23 protein-coding genes are annotated in these 16,823 nt (G+C 69.4%); all 23 read right to left on the reverse strand.

Going from position 1 to position 16,823, the window contains the following annotated elements:
- Positions 1-56 precede the first annotated feature (56 nt).
- The gene (locus B7K23_RS01295) at positions 57-947 is read right to left on the reverse strand and encodes a bifunctional 2-polyprenyl-6-hydroxyphenol methylase/3-demethylubiquinol 3-O-methyltransferase UbiG (RefSeq protein WP_084124439.1); all 891 of its coding nucleotides are present in this window, start codon (positions 945-947) and stop codon (positions 57-59) included.
- Positions 947-1,708 (reverse strand): DedA family protein, encoded by a 762-nt coding sequence (locus B7K23_RS01300; RefSeq protein WP_159451262.1) that lies wholly within the window; start codon positions 1,706-1,708, stop codon positions 947-949. The genes B7K23_RS01295 and B7K23_RS01300 overlap by 1 nt, the downstream gene beginning before the upstream one ends.
- Before the next feature lie 84 nt (positions 1,709-1,792).
- Positions 1,793-2,317, reverse strand: coding sequence for a hypothetical protein (locus B7K23_RS01305; RefSeq protein WP_084124443.1), 525 nt, complete (start codon positions 2,315-2,317; stop codon positions 1,793-1,795).
- A 129-nt stretch (positions 2,318-2,446) separates the two neighbouring features.
- Entirely contained in the window at positions 2,447-3,808 is a 1,362-nt protein-coding gene (gene glmM, locus B7K23_RS01310; protein ID WP_084124445.1) for a phosphoglucosamine mutase, read from the reverse strand.
- Between the two features lie 17 nt (positions 3,809-3,825).
- Positions 3,826-4,305 carry a 30S ribosomal protein S9 gene (gene rpsI / locus B7K23_RS01315; protein ID WP_084124447.1) on the reverse strand — a complete coding sequence of 160 codons (480 nt, stop codon included), beginning with the start codon at positions 4,303-4,305 and terminating at the stop codon, positions 3,826-3,828.
- Positions 4,306-4,325: 20 nt separating this feature from the next.
- Positions 4,326-4,769: a 50S ribosomal protein L13 gene (rplM, locus tag B7K23_RS01320; RefSeq protein ID WP_084124449.1), complete on the reverse strand. Its 444-nt coding sequence runs from the start codon at positions 4,767-4,769 to the stop codon at positions 4,326-4,328.
- 193 nt (positions 4,770-4,962) lie between these two features.
- Positions 4,963-5,859: a tRNA pseudouridine(38-40) synthase TruA gene (truA, locus tag B7K23_RS01325; RefSeq protein WP_084124451.1), complete on the reverse strand. Its 897-nt coding sequence runs from the start codon at positions 5,857-5,859 to the stop codon at positions 4,963-4,965.
- 48 nt (positions 5,860-5,907) lie between these two features.
- Positions 5,908-6,435 carry a 50S ribosomal protein L17 gene (gene rplQ, locus B7K23_RS01330; protein ID WP_084124453.1) on the reverse strand — a complete coding sequence of 176 codons (528 nt, stop codon included), beginning with the start codon at positions 6,433-6,435 and terminating at the stop codon, positions 5,908-5,910.
- Positions 6,436-6,447: 12 nt separating this feature from the next.
- Positions 6,448-7,440: a DNA-directed RNA polymerase subunit alpha gene (locus B7K23_RS01335; protein ID WP_062200778.1), complete on the reverse strand. Its 993-nt coding sequence runs from the start codon at positions 7,438-7,440 to the stop codon at positions 6,448-6,450.
- Positions 7,441-7,579: 139 nt separating this feature from the next.
- Positions 7,580-7,969, reverse strand: coding sequence for a 30S ribosomal protein S11 (rpsK, locus tag B7K23_RS15355; RefSeq protein WP_062200777.1), 390 nt, complete (start codon positions 7,967-7,969; stop codon positions 7,580-7,582).
- Between the two features lie 3 nt (positions 7,970-7,972).
- Positions 7,973-8,341, reverse strand: coding sequence for a 30S ribosomal protein S13 (gene rpsM, locus B7K23_RS15360; protein WP_062200776.1), 369 nt, complete (start codon positions 8,339-8,341; stop codon positions 7,973-7,975).
- Between the two features lie 127 nt (positions 8,342-8,468).
- On the reverse strand, positions 8,469-8,582 hold the full coding sequence (gene rpmJ / locus B7K23_RS01345) for a 50S ribosomal protein L36 (RefSeq protein ID WP_084124455.1): 114 nt from the start codon (positions 8,580-8,582) through the stop codon (positions 8,469-8,471).
- A gap of 46 nt (positions 8,583-8,628) precedes the next feature.
- Positions 8,629-8,850 (reverse strand): translation initiation factor IF-1, encoded by a 222-nt coding sequence (gene infA / locus B7K23_RS01350; RefSeq protein ID WP_061960952.1) that lies wholly within the window; start codon positions 8,848-8,850, stop codon positions 8,629-8,631.
- Positions 8,851-8,951: 101 nt separating this feature from the next.
- Entirely contained in the window at positions 8,952-10,499 is a 1,548-nt protein-coding gene (locus B7K23_RS01355; RefSeq protein WP_084124457.1) for a hypothetical protein, read from the reverse strand.
- 169 nt (positions 10,500-10,668) lie between these two features.
- Complete coding sequence (locus tag B7K23_RS01360; RefSeq protein WP_084124459.1) at positions 10,669-11,463, reverse strand: hypothetical protein; 795 nt, start codon at positions 11,461-11,463, stop codon at positions 10,669-10,671.
- Positions 11,464-11,583: 120 nt separating this feature from the next.
- Positions 11,584-11,886 carry a hypothetical protein gene (locus tag B7K23_RS01365; RefSeq protein ID WP_084124461.1) on the reverse strand — a complete coding sequence of 101 codons (303 nt, stop codon included), beginning with the start codon at positions 11,884-11,886 and terminating at the stop codon, positions 11,584-11,586.
- Positions 11,887-11,957: 71 nt separating this feature from the next.
- Complete coding sequence (locus tag B7K23_RS01370; protein ID WP_084124463.1) at positions 11,958-12,455, reverse strand: hypothetical protein; 498 nt, start codon at positions 12,453-12,455, stop codon at positions 11,958-11,960.
- Between the two features lie 182 nt (positions 12,456-12,637).
- Complete coding sequence (gene map, locus B7K23_RS01375; RefSeq protein ID WP_084124465.1) at positions 12,638-13,447, reverse strand: type I methionyl aminopeptidase; 810 nt, start codon at positions 13,445-13,447, stop codon at positions 12,638-12,640.
- A 24-nt stretch (positions 13,448-13,471) separates the two neighbouring features.
- Positions 13,472-14,038: an adenylate kinase gene (locus B7K23_RS01380; RefSeq protein WP_084124467.1), complete on the reverse strand. Its 567-nt coding sequence runs from the start codon at positions 14,036-14,038 to the stop codon at positions 13,472-13,474.
- The gene (gene secY / locus B7K23_RS01385; RefSeq protein WP_084124469.1) at positions 14,038-15,333 is read right to left on the reverse strand and encodes a preprotein translocase subunit SecY; all 1,296 of its coding nucleotides are present in this window, start codon (positions 15,331-15,333) and stop codon (positions 14,038-14,040) included. Before secY ends, B7K23_RS01380 begins: the two co-directional genes overlap by 1 nt.
- Positions 15,334-15,417: 84 nt before the next feature.
- The gene (rplO, locus tag B7K23_RS01390; protein WP_084124471.1) at positions 15,418-16,065 is read right to left on the reverse strand and encodes a 50S ribosomal protein L15; all 648 of its coding nucleotides are present in this window, start codon (positions 16,063-16,065) and stop codon (positions 15,418-15,420) included.
- Positions 16,065-16,247, reverse strand: coding sequence for a 50S ribosomal protein L30 (gene rpmD, locus B7K23_RS01395; RefSeq protein ID WP_084124473.1), 183 nt, complete (start codon positions 16,245-16,247; stop codon positions 16,065-16,067). Before rpmD ends, rplO begins: the two co-directional genes overlap by 1 nt.
- Complete coding sequence (gene rpsE, locus B7K23_RS01400; protein WP_084124475.1) at positions 16,247-16,816, reverse strand: 30S ribosomal protein S5; 570 nt, start codon at positions 16,814-16,816, stop codon at positions 16,247-16,249. Before rpsE ends, rpmD begins: the two co-directional genes overlap by 1 nt.
- Positions 16,817-16,823 lie beyond the last annotated feature (7 nt).

Consider the following 16,823-nt stretch of genomic DNA (forward strand, 5'->3'; position numbering starts at 1 on the left):
CAGGGACGATGCGGCAGTCGCCGGGGCGCCCGACGCGCCTCGCGCGCGGTTGCGGTTCAGGCCGGGCGACGCGCCACGATCGTGAAGGTGCACGGCACGATGTCCGCCTCGGCGCCGGGCCATGCGTAGTCACCGTCGGGCAGCTCGATCATGCGCTCCGCGAAGCGCCACGGCAGCGTGCGCCCCTCATGCATCGCCTCGATCGCCAACCCCGCGTCGAGCAGCACCGTGACGATCTCCGAGAGCGGATGCGACCACTCGTAGGTCCGCGTCGCGCTCACCGTGCCCTCTCCCACATAGGTCGCGGCCTCGTCCCACTGGAGTGCACGACCGTCGGAGAAGTAGCGATAGCGGCCCACGAGCTCGTCGCGGGTCTCGTCGAGGGTGCCCAGCATCGGGTGCCCGTCGCGGATGTAGAACACCCCGCCCGGACGCAGCAGCGCGGCGATCTGCCTCGCCCACGCGCCGAGGTCGTCGAGCCACCCGATCGTGCCGATGCTCGTGTAGACGACGTCGAAGTCGCGGTCGGCGCCGAGCGCCTCGTCGACGAGCACCCTGGCCTCGAGGACATCCCCTTCGACCCACTCGGCGTCGAGCCCCAGCACGCTTGCCAGCCGCGCCGCGGCCTCGAGCGCGGGCGCCGAGAAGTCGACGCCCACGACGCGCGCCCCTGCGCGCGCGAGTGACACCGTGTCCGTCCCGATGTGGCACTGCAGGTGGCACACGTCCAGTCCCGCGAGGGTACCTCCGGAGAGGTGGCGCTCCAGCACTGGCAGGTCCGTGCGGACCACACCGGAGAGGTGCTCCGGGTCGTCCACGTACGTGTCCAGTCCATAGGCCTCGACGTGCAGGGGCACACGGTCGTCCCAGTTGGCGAGATTCGCTGCCCGCGCCGCCTCCCAGGAGACGTCGACGCCGTCAACAGGCTCCTGGTCCGGGGCTCCCATCAGTCCTCTGCTTCGTCGTGAGGGTGCGTGCCGTGCCTCTCCGCGCGGCGCTCGCGGATCGTCGGACGCACCTCGATCTGGCCGGTCACGAGGCGCTCCTCGATGTCAGCCGCGAGGTCGGGCAGCTCAGGCTTGGTGAAGCCGAGCAGCGCGAGGATCTTGTCCACGAAGAAGCCGAGGACGACGCCCGCGACGACGCCCGCGACGATCGAGAAGAAGAGGTTGTCCTCGGGGAAGATCGAGCCCGCGACAGTGCCCAGGAGGATGCCCCACCCCGCCCAGATCGTGACGGCGACGGCGTCGACTCCCATGAAGCGGCGGTGCGGGTAGCGCAGCGCGCCCGCCATGAGGTTCACGGCGACGCGCCCCATCGGGATGAACCTCGCGGCGATGATGAAGGTCGTGCCGCGACGCTCGAGCTGATGCTCCGCCCAGTCCAACGCCCGTCGGGGCTTGTCGCGGGTGAGCATCCCCCAGTTGCGGGGGTCGAAGCGCGCGCCGACGAGGTACGCGATCTGATCCCCGCACCAGGCACCGATCGCGCCCGCGAGGAAGATGAGGATGAGGATCGGGGTCCCGGTCTGCGCGGACGCAGTCGACGTCGCGATGATGATCGACTCCGACGGGACGACGGGGAAGATCGCATCGATCAGCGACATCAGGAACGTCAGCGGATAGATCCACAGCGACTCCGCGAAGAGCAGGATCCACTCGTTGAGCCGGTCGCTCGTGTGCAGGATCCAGTCGAGGGTGTCGTTCACCCCGTCAGTCTTCCAGGCTCGAACCGGACCGGCATCGGGTGGTCCCCCCATTCCGCGCTCGGCGGAAGGATGATTCGCGGCGGTTCAGCAGGAGTCTGACGGAGCGAGCACGATGCGCAGCCTCGAGAACACCGTGTGGACGTGACCGCCCGAGCGGTAGGTGATCGCGATCTCGTCGATGCGCGCCTTGCTCGACGCGTCCTCAGGGGTGATCGCGACCAGCAGTGTCCCGAAGGCGCCGGGAGCGACGACGGCGTCCTCGCCGGGCGCCACCGCGTCGGCCATCGCATTCGCGGCGAAGGGCTCGTCGGAGGGCCACTCGAGCGACATGACAGGCTCGGCGTCCTGGACGAGAAGGTCGACTTCCGCAACGTTCCTGGCGCTCGTCGCACGGACCTTGAGGATCACCGCGGCGTCCGCGTTGCCCTGGTTGTCCAGCGACGTGCCGAAGTACTTCACTGCCCCCTCAGTGGTGACGTAGCCACAGATCGCGTTCCCGTCGTCGACCCCGAGCGGCCCGTCACCGAGGACCGCGCAGCCGGACAGCATCGTCGCTACGAGCGCGACGACTGACGCGGCGACGAGCGCGCGTGAGAACGGCCCTGTCATGAATCCCCCTGATGCCCCCACGCACCCATGCGGGCGTGCGGTGATCAGAGCATAGTGGCACCGAGAGGCGCCAGTGCGGGATCTGTGGAACGCGCGCAAGCGCAGGTGCCCCGCCGACGCGCGCCGGGCTCAGAGCGCGAGCCGCTCCTTGACGACGCTCGCGAGCGTGTCGGCGTGGTGACGCGCGTCCTCGGACGTCGCGGCCTCGACCATGACGCGGACGAGCGGCTCCGTGCCGGACGGGCGCAGCAGCACGCGTCCCGAGTCCCCGAGCTCCTCGCGTGCGGTGGCGACGGCCTCCGCGAGCGCGGTGTCGGTGTGGACGCGGCTGCGGTCGACCCCGGCGACGTTGATGAGGACCTGCGGCAGGGTCGCGATCGCGGCGCACTGCTCGCGCAACGGCCCGTCCGAGGCGACACGGGCCCCGAGCATGAGCGCGGTGAGCACCCCGTCGCCTGTGGTCGCGAACTTGGAGAGGATGATGTGGCCCGACTGCTCGCCGCCGAGGACGTAGCCGTTCTCGCGCATCGCCTCGAGCACGTAGCGGTCGCCCACCGCGGTCTCGACGATCTCGATCCCCGCCTCGCGCATCGCGTGGTGCAGGCCGAGGTTGCTCATGACGGTCGCGACCAGGGTGTCGCGGTAGAGGACGCCCAGGCGCTTCGCGGCGATCGCCAGCAGGCCCATGATCCGGTCGCCGTCCACGACCTCGCCGGTGTGATCCACCGCGAGGCAGCGATCGGCGTCGCCGTCGAAGGCGACCCCCATGTCGGCGCCGTGCTCGACGACGGCGGCCTTCAGCGGACCGAGGTGGGTCGAGCCGACGCCGTCGTTGATGTTGAGGCCGTCCGGCTCGGCGTTGATGACGATCACGTCGGCTCCCGCGGCACGCAGCGCCTCGGGACCGACGAGGCTCGCGGCGCCATGCGCGGCGTCCACGACGAGCCTCACCCCGGCAAGCGGGGTCTCGAGCCCGGTGAACTGACGCACCGCGCCGACCACGTGGTCGACGTACTCGGACGCGAGATCCTGCGCGCGCACGAGGCGGCCGACGGCGGCACCGAGGGGCCGCTCCCAGTCCTCTCCCAGACGCGCCTCGATGGCCTCCTCGACGGCGTCGTCGAGCTTGTGGCCTCCGCGCGCGAAGAACTTGATGCCGTTGTCCGGCATGGCGTTGTGGGAGGCGGACACCACGACGCCCAGGTCCGCCCCCGTGGACGCGGTGAGGAAGGCGACCGCGGGAGTCGGCACGACGTCCACGTTCAGGACGTCCACCCCCGCGGAAGCAAGACCGGCCGCGACCGCCGCGCTCAGGAACTCGCCTGAGGCGCGGGGGTCGCGGCCGATGACGGCACGGGGACGGTGTCCGGAGAACTCGCCCCGCTCGGCCAGCACGTGGGCTGCGGCGACCGCGAGGTCCACCGCCAACTCCGCCGTGAGGTCGCGGTTGGCAAGTCCACGGACACCGTCCGTGCCGAAGAGTCGAGGCATATGCCCGACTGTATCGTTTAGCGCTTCGAGTACTGCGGGGCGCGACGGGCCTTCTTGAGGCCGGCCTTCTTGCGCTCCACCGCACGGGCGTCACGGGTCAGGAAGCCCGCCTTCTTGAGCGCCGGGCGGTTGGTCTCGATGTCGATCTCGTTGAGGGCACGGGCCACGCCGAGGCGCAGCGCACCGGCCTGACCCGAGGGGCCGCCACCGTGGATACGGGCGTGCACGTCGAACTTGCCCTCGATGTCGAGGAGCGCGAACGGCTCGTTGACGAGCTGCTGGTGCACCTTGTTCGGGAAGTAGTTCTCGAGGTCGCGGCCGTTGAGGACCCACTTGCCGGTGCCGGGCACCAGGCGAACGCGGGCGACGGCCTCCTTGCGGCGGCCGAGGCCGGCGCCGGGGGCGATCTCCGAGGTGCCCTTGCCGCGCTCGACGGCGGTCTCGGTCGTGTACTCGGTGGGGGTCTCGTTATCGACGTCGGTCGTCACATCTGCCATGATTCTTCGTTCCTTCAGGACTACTGCGCGACCTGCGCGATGGTGAACGGCTTGGGCTGCTGCGCGGCGTGGGGGTGCTCGGCACCCGCGTACACCTTGAGCTTGGAGATCTGGTCACGGCCCAGCTTGTTGTGGGGGAGCATGCCCTTGACGGCGTTCTCGATCACGCGCTCGGGCTGCTGCTCGAGGAGCTCGCCGATCGCCTTGGTCTTGAGGCCGCCCGGGTAACCGGAGTGACGGTAGACCATCTTGTCGGTGAGCTTCTTGCCGGTGAGGGCAACCTTCTCAGCGTTGATGACGATCACGAAGTCGCCGGAGTCGACGTGGGGGGCAAAGGTCGCCTTGTGCTTGCCGCGAAGCAGCTGAGCAGCCTGCGAGGCAAGACGACCGAGAACCACGTCCGTCGCGTCGATGACGTACCAGTCCTTGGTGACGTCACCCGCCTTGGGAGAATACGTACGCACTGTGAAGCCTTAACTTTCGGAGTTCTGAGCGCGGGCAAGTTGCCCGCAAAGGGTTCGGTCGGCGTACCTGCGAAGGGCGAGTGGGAGGCACCATCCACGGGGAGCGCACAACGACGACCAAGTTTACCGGCGTGTCGGTACCTCGGTCAAACCGTAGGGCGTGGCAAGGGGAACGAGACGCCCACGGACACCCTCAGCGTACCTCTCCGGGGTCACGCCGACCCCTGGTCTGGGACGCGCGCGCGGCCATCGCATCGTCCGCGGGATAGTCCACATGCTCGAGCGTGAGGCCGTGCGCGGGGGCGACCGCGATGGCCTGGGAGCGCTCCGGGTGTGCGGCGACGTCGCCGAGCCACGCGAGGTCGCGGCGCCCCTCCCCCACCGCAAGGACGGCGCCCACGAGGCCACGGACCATCGAGTGGCAGAAAGCGTCCGCGCGCACGGTCGCGACCACGAGACCCTCGTCAGGGCCATCCGCGGGACGCGCCCACGAGAACTCGACGAGCTCCCTGATGGTCGTCGCGCCCTCCCTGGCCTTGCAGAAGGCGGCGAAGTCGCGCAGCCCGGTCAGGGTGGACGATGCGGAGTCGAGGGCCGCGACGTCGAGCGCACGGGGGTGGTGGACGACGTGGGCGCGACGGAGAGGGTCGCGGCGCGCGGGGTCGTCGCACAGCCGGTACGCGTAGCGACGCTCCAGGGCGGAGAACCGCGCGTCGAAGCCCTCCGGGGCGACCGAGACCTCCCGGACGACGATGTCGTGCGGCAGAACGCCCGTGAGGCGCGCCCTGAGGGCATCGTGCGGGGCGCGGTCCGAGCGCCCCGGCAGCCGCTCCCACGCGTCCGCGGGGAGGTCGACGTGAGCGACCTGCCCCCGCGAGTGCACTCCCGCGTCGGTGCGGCCGGCCACCGTGAGCCGCAGCGGGGCCGCCGCCGAGCCGTCGCCGCGGCGGACGACGCGCATGAGCGCGCTCTCGAGCTCGTCCTGGACCGTCCTCAGACCGGGCTGCGCGGCCCAGCCGTGGAAGTCGGTGCCGTCGTAGGAGAAATCGAGACGGGCCCGCACGACGTCACTGCTGAGCAGCTCGGTCATGCGGGCCCGTCCCGGTGTTCATCCACCCCCGAGGGGGTGAGAGTCGACTTACTTGTCGTCGCCCTCGGCGGGAGCGTCGGCGGCCTCGGGGGCCTCCTCGACGGTCTCCTCGGTCTCGACGGTCTCCTCGGCGGGAGCCTCCTCGACCTTCTCAGCCTTCGGCGCAGCCTTCTTGGTGGCCTTCTCCGCCTCGGCCTTGACCGCCTTCTTGGCCGGCGCGCCGAACTCGACGAGCTCGATCACGGCCATGGGGGCGTTGTCACCCTTGCGGTTGCCGACCTTGGTGATGCGGGTGTAGCCGCCGTCGCGCTCCGCGAAGCCCGGGCCGATCTCGGTGAACAGGGTGTGCACGACGCCCTTGTCCGAGATGATGCCGAGCACGCGACGACGCGAGGCGAGGTCGCCGCGCTTCGCGAAGGTGATGAGGCGCTCGGCGTAGGGACGCAGGCGCTTCGCCTTGGTGACGGTGGTGGTGATGCGACCGTTCTCGAAGAGGCTCTGGGCCAGGTTCGCCAGGATCTGGCGCTCGTGGGCCGGGCCGCCGCCGAGGCGGGCTCCCTTGGTGGGGGTAGGCATAGGGGTTGTTCCTTACTCGTCGTTGCCGGAGAAGTAGACGCCGGCGGCCGCGCCACCGTCGTACTCGATGCCGGAGTCCTTGAGGGAGAAGCCGAGCTCCTGCAGCTTCTCCTTGACCTCGGTGATCGACTTCTGGCCGAAGTTGCGAATGTCCATCAGGTCCGTCTCGCTGCGCGCCGTGAGCTCACCCACGGTGTGGATGCCCTCGCGCTTGAGGCAGTTGTACGAACGCTGCGTGAGGTTCAGCTCCTCGATGGGCTGGTTGTAGTCCTCCTCGAGCGCCTCGTCGGTGTCCGACGGGCCGATCTCGATGCCCTCAGCGTCCTCGTTCAGCGCCTTCGCGAGCGAGAACAGCTCGACGAGGGTCGAGCCCGCCGAGGCGAGCGCGTCACGCGGGGAGATGGACGACTTGGTCTCGACATCGATGACGAGCTCGTCGAAGTCGGTGCGCTGGGCGACACGGGTCGCGTCGACCTTGTAGGTCACCTTGAGCACCGGCGAGTAGATCGAGTCGACGGGGATCTGGCCGATCTCCGCGTCGTAGACCTTGTTGAGCGAGGCGGGCACGTAGCCGCGGCCGCGCTCGACGGTCAGCTCGACCTCGAACTTCGCCTTCGAGTTGAGCGTCGCGATGTGGAGGTCCGGGTTGTGGATCTCGACACCGGCCGGCGGGGCGATGTCGGCACCGGTGACGGCGCCGGCGCCCGACTTGCGCAGGTACATCACGACGGGCTCGTCGTGCTCCGACGAGACCACGAGGTTCTTGAGGTTCAGGAGGATCTCGGTGACATCCTCCTTGACGCCCTCGATCGTGGTGAACTCGTGCAGGACGCCCTCGAAGCGGACCGACGTGATCGCGGCGCCCGGGATGGACGACAGCAGGGTGCGGCGCATGGAGTTGCCCAGCGTGTAGCCGAAGCCCGGCTCCAGCGGCTTGAGCGAGAACTGCGAACGGTTCTCCGAGATGACCTTCTCGGTGAGGGTGGGACGCTGTGCGATGAGCACGGTTGTTTCCTTTCCGAGCACCCGCTATTTGATGCTCGCAAACCTGAGGCCCGTCTGAGGCCTCAGGGTCAGCGTAGGGAAGTGAGAGTGACGGCGCGCGGCGACCGCCGGGACCCGTGGGGTCCCGGCGGTGACGCTGCTAGCCGCGGCGGCGCTTCGGCGGGCGGCAGCCGTTGTGCGCCTGCGGGGTGACGTCCTTGATGGAGGTCACCTCGAGGCCGGCGGCGGTCAGCGAGCGGACGGCCGTGTCGCGACCGGAGCCCGGGCCCTTGACGAAGACGTCAACCTTGCTCATGCCGGCGTCCTGGGCACGGCGCGCGGCGGCCTCGGCGGCCATCTGCGCGGCGTAGGGGGTCGACTTGCGCGAACCCTTGAAGCCCACCTGGCCCGACGACGACCACGACACCACGGCGCCCGAGGGGTCCGTGATGGAGATGATCGTGTTGTTGAAGGTCGACTTGATGTGAGCCTGACCGTGCGCGACGGTCTTCTTGATCTTCTTGCGCGGCTTGCGTGCGGGAGCTGCCATGGCTTACTTCTTCTTTCCGGCGACGGTCTTCTTGCGGCCCTTGCGGGTACGCGCGTTGGTCTTGGTGCGCTGTCCGCGGACAGGCATGCCTCGACGGTGACGCAGACCCTGGTAGTTGCCGATCTCCACCTTGCGGCGGATGTCGGCCTGCACCTCGCGGCGCAGGTCGCCCTCGACGGTGAAGTTGGCCTCGATGTACTCACGGATCGCGACGAGGGTGGCCTCGTCGGCGTCCTTGACGCGAACGTCGCCGCTCACACCGGTGGCGGCGAGGATCTCGAGAGCGCGGGTGCGCCCGATTCCATAGATGTAGGTGAGTGCGATCTCCATGCGCTTCTCGCGCGGGAGGTCCACTCCGACAATGCGTGCCATGTAACTGCTACTCCATCAGTAGTCGGAGGTCTGACGCTCGGGCTTCCCGCGGTGGTCTTGTGCGGGCCTCGGCCTCCGAGCCGAGGGTTCCGGTCTCCCGGTGCCTGAACGAGGTATGACTTCTTGTCTAGCCCTGACGCTGCTTGTGGCGCAGGTTGTCGCAGATGACCATCACGCGGCCACCCCGTCGAATAACCTTGCACTTGTCGCAGATCGGCTTGACGCTGGGCTTAACCTTCATGGTTCTTTCCTTCGCCGAAGGCCCCCACCGGGACCGGCGGCGACGTTCACTTGTAGCGGTAGACGATCCGGCCGCGGGACAGGTCATACGGGCTCAGCTCCACCACCACACGGTCCTCGGGGAGGATTCGGATGTAGTGCTGGCGCATCTTGCCTGAGATGTGGGCGAGGACGAGGTGACCGTTCGTCAGTTCCACACGGAACGACGCGTTGGGCAATGCCTCGACCACGGTGCCTTCGACCTCGATGACGCCGTCTTTCTTAGCCATGGACTCCGCTAACTTTGGTGGACAGGATATGTTCGGGCGCACAGAAATGGCCCGACGGACGAGTATAGTCCCGCGACGGCCGGCGCACAAGCCGGCGGATGCTACCGGAACTCGTTGCGCAGCCGCTGGACCGCCAGATCGGCGATTCGCGGGTCGCGGTGGTCCGCGAGGAAGCGGACGGTCGACGCGGGCACGCGCACGTTCCTGAGCAGCGCGGCGAGGACGTCGGTGGAGTGGTCACGGCTGAGGAAGATCACGACCGTGGCCGGAAGGTCGGGGCGTGCGGCGACGGCGGCCCTGACCGAGGCCTTGCGATGCGTCGCGAGAGCCATCAGCTCCTGCCCCGCGGTGGCCGGGTCCGCAGCCTTGGCGAGCTCGTCACCCTTCTCAGCGGTCTTCTCCGCGGTGGCCTGGCTCGTCGGTGTGGGCGCCGAGGCGGCCGACGCGATCGTGCGGGGGCGGATGATCTCGCCACCGTGCAGCAGGACCGGCTCGTCGAGCACGATCGCGCTGACGTCGATGGTCTCCGGGGCGGGGCGCGTGTCCACGGGAGCGTCGGGCTGCTGCGGAGCCGCGGCCTCAGCCTCGGCGACCTGCTGGTCCGTTGCGCCGCTCTCCCCCGAGGCGGCCGGCGCCTCCTCGGTGGGGCCCGGCTGCTGCGGCGCCGCCGGCGGGGTGGTCTTGGCGGTGACCGCCGCAAAGGCTTCGAATCCCTCGGCGAAGGCCGAGACACCGTGGTCAGCGGAGGCGCCGCCGAGGCGCGAAGCGCGGGCACGGCGCGAAGCAGGGCGAGCCGTGGGGGTGTCCTCGGGCGCGGCGGACGGAGCGCTGCTCTCGGCCCCCTCAGGATCGGCGGATCCCGATGCAGCGGATTCGGGCGCGTGGGAGTCGCGCGGAGCCTCGCCTTCGTCCTGCGCCTCGAGCTGCGGCTCCACCTCCTCGACCGGCCCGGTCGGCGCCTGGACCGGCGCGGCGTCGACAGGCTTCTGGTCGGTGGGATCGATGGTCGCAACCGCGGGAGACGTCGTGGACTCTGCGGCCTGCTGAGCGATGGCTCCCGTGGAGGGAACGTCATCGTGCGACGAACCGCTGTTGTCGAGGGAGGCGCTCGCCGCGTCGTCCGAGGAGCCGTCGTGGGGCGTGGCCGTGCTGGGGGCCGACGCCTTGTCGTGGGCGGGCTGCTCAGCGGGGACCTGCGTGGTCGCAACGGGCTCCGCGGAGGAGAGCGCCGTTGCGGAGGCGGCCTGCGGGGCAGCGGCGGGAGCATTCGGGCCCACGGCCGTGGAGCTGAGAGCTGACGGCGCATGACCGCTCGCGGGCGCCGGGGCGCTGAGTGCGGACGGTGCCGAGGCTCCACCGCGCATCGGCGAAGGAACGTCGAGCGCGGGGACGTCGATCACGGGCCGAGGCGCAGCAGGAACCTCCGGCGGCTCGGCGACCGAGACGTCCATCGGGGTGTCGGCCGCCGCGATCGAGGACGCGGCCCTGGCCGAGACCTGGGGGAGCTCGCTCGTGGGAGCGGAGGCCGCCGACTTCCCCGCGCGCGCCTCGCGGACGGCAGCGACGTCCAGGAGCGCGACGCCCCGGTCCGAGCGCGTTGCCGCAGGCTGTCGCGAGAAGCCCCTGAACGGCTCTCTCAACTGCGTCATCTCACGCCCCCAAAGCAGGTCTCGCGGCCCACGGACAGGCCCGATGCGCCTCATCGTACTGACCCCCGGCCATTCGTGGCCAGGTTTGTGAAGAATGCGACATCCGACCCTCGATGCCGCTTCTGCCTGGTCACATGCGGTCACCGGCGCTGCGGCGTGCTCGGAGGGGTCAGCTCCGCGCCTGGAAGACGTATCCCCACTCGGGCTGTGCGGGAGAGCCTGGCGCAAGGGGCTGCGGCTGATACGCCTGCGAAGGCACCGCGCCTTGGCCCTGCGGGGGTAGCGGCGCGGCGACCTGCTGCGGGTGAGCCTCGGCGACGGGACCGGAGGACACGGGAGGGGACGGCCGGGAGGGGACCGCGGGACGCGGCGCATGGAAGCGCTGCTCACTGTGGGCATGGGAGGGGCTCGTCCTCGCCTCCGCGGGCCTCCATCTGTCACGCAGCTCGGGCGGCACGGCGGCATCCGCCGCGGCTCTCGCGGGGAACGCCACGACTGCCTCAGACCCGTCCTGGTCGCGAGACTCGCGCGCGTCAAGCGCCTTGCGCGCCAGTCGCTTGACCTCGGAGCGGCGGTGCCCCGCGAGCGTGCGCAACGTCGCCCCGTCGGTCGCGGCGTTGCGCGCGAGGGTCTTGAGGACCTCCTGATCGCGGTCCGTCGCGAGCTCCGCGGCGATGGCGCTCGCGATCCTCGGGCTCGCCGCAACAGCGCGCCGAACGCCGCGGTCGCCGTCGAAGGCCAGCGTCGCGAGCACTCCCATCGGACAGTCGGGCCTCAGCGCGATGGTCTCCCTGATCCGCGCGTCGCGATGGGACGCGAACTCCATGAGTCGCGATCGCGCGAGTTCTGCCGAGCCTGCCTCGAGCCAGTCCTGGCTCGGCCCTGAAGCACGGTCGTCGTGATCGAGCGCGACGCCGGTGCTGACGACCAGCGCACGCGACCAGGCCCTCTCCTCCTGGGACACGGTTGCTCACTTCCCCTCAGCGGTCCCGCCGGCAGAGACGGGATCCTGCGAGGGACGCTAGTGAGCGGCGGTGAACTCGAGGTGACGAGAAGGTGAAGGATCGATGGGGTGTGACCTAGGTCACACCGTCCCGAGGCGTCTGCGCGCCTCCGACCGGATGGCTCCGCGACGGGAATCGGCGAGCATCTGGAGCACGGTCTCGCTCGCCGACGCATTGTGGACGAGCGCCTCGAGAACGCCACCGTCTTTGTCCTGGGCCAGCACGAGCATCGTGGCCATCGGGCAGTCCGCGCGTGACGCGACCGCGACCCGGACCGCATCGCTCTTGTGCATCGCGAGCGTCACCAGGTCCGCGGGGACGGTGCTCGGGTCCTGAGCGCGCGCGAGGTCCTCGCCCTTGGAACGGGCGAACGAGATTGCCATGGGTGTCGGGTCCTTCTTCGAGGCGGCGTCCGGGTTCCGGGCGCCGGGGTGAGTATGTGGTCAGCCGCGCGTCAGGGCGACGGCTCGGGAACTGTCATCGACGGTACATCGCCTTGCGCGGCCGTCGGAACACTGGGTGACGGCGCGGCGGATCCTGAGAGGGCGGGGCCGCCGCCACGCGACTCCCCTGCGCGGATCGCGTCCTCGGCAGCGCTGCGCACGTCAGACCGTCGGTGCTGCGAGAGCCGCTCGAGCAGCGCCGCCGGCACGCGGGGGTTGCCGGCGAGCGCGATCAGCACTGCACGCTGCTTGTCGGCGGCGAGCTCCTCAAGGATCGCCTCCGACACGGACGCGTTGCCGGCAAGCGCGAGGCGCACATCGGTCACCGAGTCGTGCACGAGGGTCACGGCCACCCCGAGGGGAAGGTCAGCGCGCTCCGCGAGGCGCTCCCGCACCACGGGGTTGCGCGACGATGCGAACTCGACGATCTGCTCCCTGTCGAGATCCGCCTCCTGCACGCGCGTCGCGTCCGCACTCGATCCGGCTGCGTAGTTGAAACCCCTGGCCATCGGTGTCCCTCCCGAACGGGGCCGCACTCCGCCACAGGCCACCTCGCGCGGCGGGGTCCGGCACGTAGTGGACAACCGTACGGCTGTGAGACGCCGACGACAAGAGGCTGCGCCACAGGCGTGCGAGCGCAGCGGCTCACAGTCAATGGGCACGAGGGGTGAGGCGGGGAGCGAGAGGTCCGTCACGGACGGACCGGGATGATCCCGAAAGGCGCGAGGTCTGCCGCACCACCGTCGCTCGAGGTGAGCACCCAGATGCCATCCTCGTGGACCGCGATGGAGTGCTCCCAGTGCGCGGCGCGCGAGCCGTCGGCGGAGACGACCGTCCAGTCGTCCTCGAGCACGGCGCTGTCGGGCGTGCCGATCACGAACATCGGCTCGATCGCCACGCACATGCCGGGCTTGACCTTGGGATGGCGGCCACGCGTGCGGTAGTTGAGCACATCGGGCGCCTGGTGCATGGCGGTGCCGATGCCATGGCCGACGTACCCCTCGATCGGGTGCACTCCGGCGTCGATGGCAACGTCCTCGATCGCGGCGGAGACCTCATCCAGGCGCGTGGCGGTAGCGAGCGCGGCGATCCCCGCCCACAGCGCCTTGCGCGTCGCGGCGATCAGGGCCGCATCCTGGTCGGCCGCGGGCTTCCCCACCGAGAAGCTCAGCGCCGAATCGCCGTGCCAGCCATCGATGATCGCGCCGCAGTCGATCGAGACCAGATCGCCCTCCTCGAGCACCCGGTCCCCCGGGATGCCGTGGACCACCTCGTCGTTGACGGACACGCAGCTCGACGCGGGGAACCCGTAGTAGCCCAGGAAGTTCGACGTCGCACCGCCCGCCGCGATCGCGGCAGCGGCGGCGGCGTCGACGTCACGGGTGCGAGCACCCGGCACGGCCGCGGCCTTCGCCGCGGCAAGGGCCGACTCGACCACGAGACCCGCACGCGCCATGACGCGCATCTGCTCGCGCGTCTTGTACTCGATCTTGTCGGCCATGCGTGCAGGTGGGACTCGGGCGGCTCAGTGAGCCTCGACGGCGCCCACGATGCGCGAGGTCACCTCGGCGACCTCGCCGATACCGTCCACCTGCACGAGCAGGCCGCGGCCCGCGTAGAACGCGGTCAGCGGAGCGGTCGACGTCGCGTAGACCTCGAGGCGCTTGCGGATGACGGGCTCGGTATCGTCGGCGCGGCCCTCGATCTCGGCACGCTTCAGCAGGCGCTCGATCACGAGCTCCGCGTCGGCGGTGATCTCGATCGCGGAGTCGAGCTCCACCCCGAGGTCGGACAGCATCGAGTCGAGCTCGACCGCCTGATCGGGGTTGCGAGGGTAGCCGTCGAGCAGGAAGCCGTTCGCCACGTCGTCCTGCGCGAGGCGGTCCCTCACCATCGCGTTGGTGATCTCGTCGGGGACGAGCGCACCGGCGTTCATGTACTCCTGCGCCTTGCGGCCGAGCTCGGTCTGACCCTTCACGTTCGCACGGAAGATGTCGCCGGTGGAGATCGCGGGGATCTGCCACTGCTCGGCCAGGCGCGCCGCCTGGGTGCCCTTGCCTGCTCCGGGAGGACCGAGAAGCACTGCACGCATCACTTGAGGAACCCTTCGTAGTGTCGCTGCTCCAGCTGGGACTCGATGCGCTTGACGGTGTCGAGTCCGACGCCGACGAGGATCAGCACCGAGGTGCCGCCCAGCGGGATGCTCTGGCTGAGTCCGAGGACCGCGAACATCACGGTCGGCACCAGCGCCACGATCGCGAGGTACAGCGAGCCCGCGGCGGTGATGCGCGAGAGGACGTAGTCGAGGAAGTCGGCGGTCGGCTTGCCGGGGCGGATGCCGGGGATGAAGCCGCCGTACTTCTTCATGTTGTCCGCGACCTCCTCGGGGTTGAACGTGATCGCCGTGTAGAAGTACGCGAAGAACACGATCATGAGGATGTACAGCGCGATGTGCCACGGCGACGTCGCGTCCGCGAGGTTGTTCTGCATCCAGACGATCCACTCGGCCGGATCGTCGCCCGCGAACTGCGTGATGACGGTCGGGAGCGCCAGCAGGGATGCCGCGAAGATCACGGGGATCACGCCCGCCATGTTGATCTTCAGCGGGATGTAGGTCGACGAGCCGCCGAGAGTGCGGCGACCGACGACGCGCTTCGCGTACTGGACCGGGATGCGGCGCTGCGACTGCTCGACGTAGACGACACCCGCGATCACCGCGAGGGTCACGAGCATGAACACGAACAGCGTGCCCCAGCCCGCCGCGTACACCGTGGTGGCGACCGTCGGGAAGCCCGCGGCGATCGAGGTGAAGATCAGCAGCGACATGCCGTTGCCGACGCCGCGCTCGGTGATGCGCTCGCCGAGCCACATGATGAACACGGTGCCCGCGGTCATCGTGAGGATCATCATCGTGATCATGACCCACGAGTCGTCCGGGATGATGTCGTAGGCGCAGTTCGGGTAGAACTGGCCGGTGCGTGCCAGCGTCACGTACGACGCGGACTGCAGGACGGCGAAGCCGATCGTGATGTAGCGCGTGTACTGCGTGAGCTTCGCCTGCCCCTCCGCGCCTTCGCGGTACAGGGTCTCGAAGCGCGGGATCAGCACCCGCAGCAGCTGCACGATGATCGACGCGGTGATGTAGGGCATGATGCCCAGCGCGAAGATCGAAAGATTCTGGAGCGCGCCGCCCGTGAACAGGTTGAGGATCGCGAAGGCACCCTCGGTGCCTCCGGTGTCCGCGATGCACTGCTGGACGTTGCCGTAGTCCACGCCAGGGGTCGGCACGGCGACGCCGAGCCGGTAGACGGCGATCATGCCGAGAGTGAAGAGCAGCTTCTTGCGCAGGTCTGGCGTGCGGAACGCACTCATGAAGCCGGACAGCATTTGTCCTCCGTTGGGTGACGTCAGATGCAAGGGGTCAGGGCACGGCGCGGGCCCGCTTCACGTGGAGCGGGCCCGCGCACGAGTCTAGCCCTGGGCGACCGAGCCGCCGGCGGCCTCGATCTTGGCCTTCGCGGACTCGGAGACCTTGTCCGCGTCCACCAGCGTCACCTTGACGGCGATGTCGCCGTTGCCCAGCACCTTGACGGGCTGGTTCTTGCGGACTGCACCCTTGGCGACGAGGTCAGCCTTGCTGACGTCTCCACCCTTGGGGAACAGCTCCGCGATCTGCGACACGTTCACGACCTGGTAGGTGATCTTGAACGGGCTCTTGAAGCCACGCAGCTTCGGGATGCGCATGTGGAGCGGGGTCTGGCCGCCCTCGAACGCCTCGGGAACCTGGTAACGGGCACCCGTTCCCTTGGTTCCACGACCCGCGGTCTTACCCTTGGACGCCTCACCACGACCCACACGGGTCTTCTTGGTGTGCGAGCCCTCAGCGGGACGCAGGTGGTGCATCTTCAGCGTCGAGACCTTCTCGGTCTTCTCAGCCTTGGGAGCCTCAGCCTTGGCCGCGGTCGCCTTCTTGGCGGCAGGCTTCTTGGCAGCCGTCGCCTTGGCGGTCGTGGACTTGGCCGCGGTCGCCTTCTCGGCAGCAGGCTTCTTCGCAGCCGGCTTCTTGGCGGCAGGCTTCTTGGCGGGAGCCTTCTTAGGCTCCGACGTCTCGTCAGCCATCACTCAACCTCCTCGACGGCGACCAGGTGGTCGACCGCCTTGACCATCCCGCGGATCTCGGGACGGTCCTCCTTCACGACGATGTCGCCGATGCGCTTGAGACCGAGCGAACGCATGGTCTCGCGGTGCTGCGGCTTGACACCGATCGTGGACTTCTTCTGAACGACCTTCAGGCGTGCCATCAGTGCGCCACCCCCGCTGCCTGAGCGCGGAGCATCGCGGCCGGGGCCACGTCCTCCACGGACTTGCCGCGACGAGCCGCGACGGCCTCGGGGCGCTCGAGGCGCTTGAGGGCGTCGACGGTCGCGTGGACGATGTTGATGGCGTTCGACGAGCCGAGCGACTTGCTCAGGACGTCGTGGATGCCAGCGCACTCGAGGACGGCGCGCACCGGACCACCGGCGATCACACCGGTACCCGGCGAGGCGGGACGAAGGAACACCACGCCCGCGGCGGCCTCACCCTGCACGACGTGCGGGATGGTGCCCTGGATGCGGGGGACGCGGAAGAAGTTGCGCTTGGCCTCCTCGACACCCTTCGAGATCGCGGCCGGCACCTCCTTCGCCTTGCCGTAGCCGATGCCGACGTTGCCCTCGCCGTCACCCACGACGACGAGCGCCGTGAAGCTGAAGCGACGGCCGCCCTTGACGACCTTGGACACGCGGTTGATCGTGACGACGCGCTCGAGGAACTTGTTGTCCGGCTCGCTGTCGCGGCGGTTGCTGCGACGGCCGTTGTTGTTCTCAGCCATATCTCTT

The sequence above is a fragment of the Demequina sp. NBRC 110054 genome, from assembly GCF_002090115.1.
Lineage (GTDB): Bacteria > Actinomycetota > Actinomycetes > Actinomycetales > Demequinaceae > Demequina.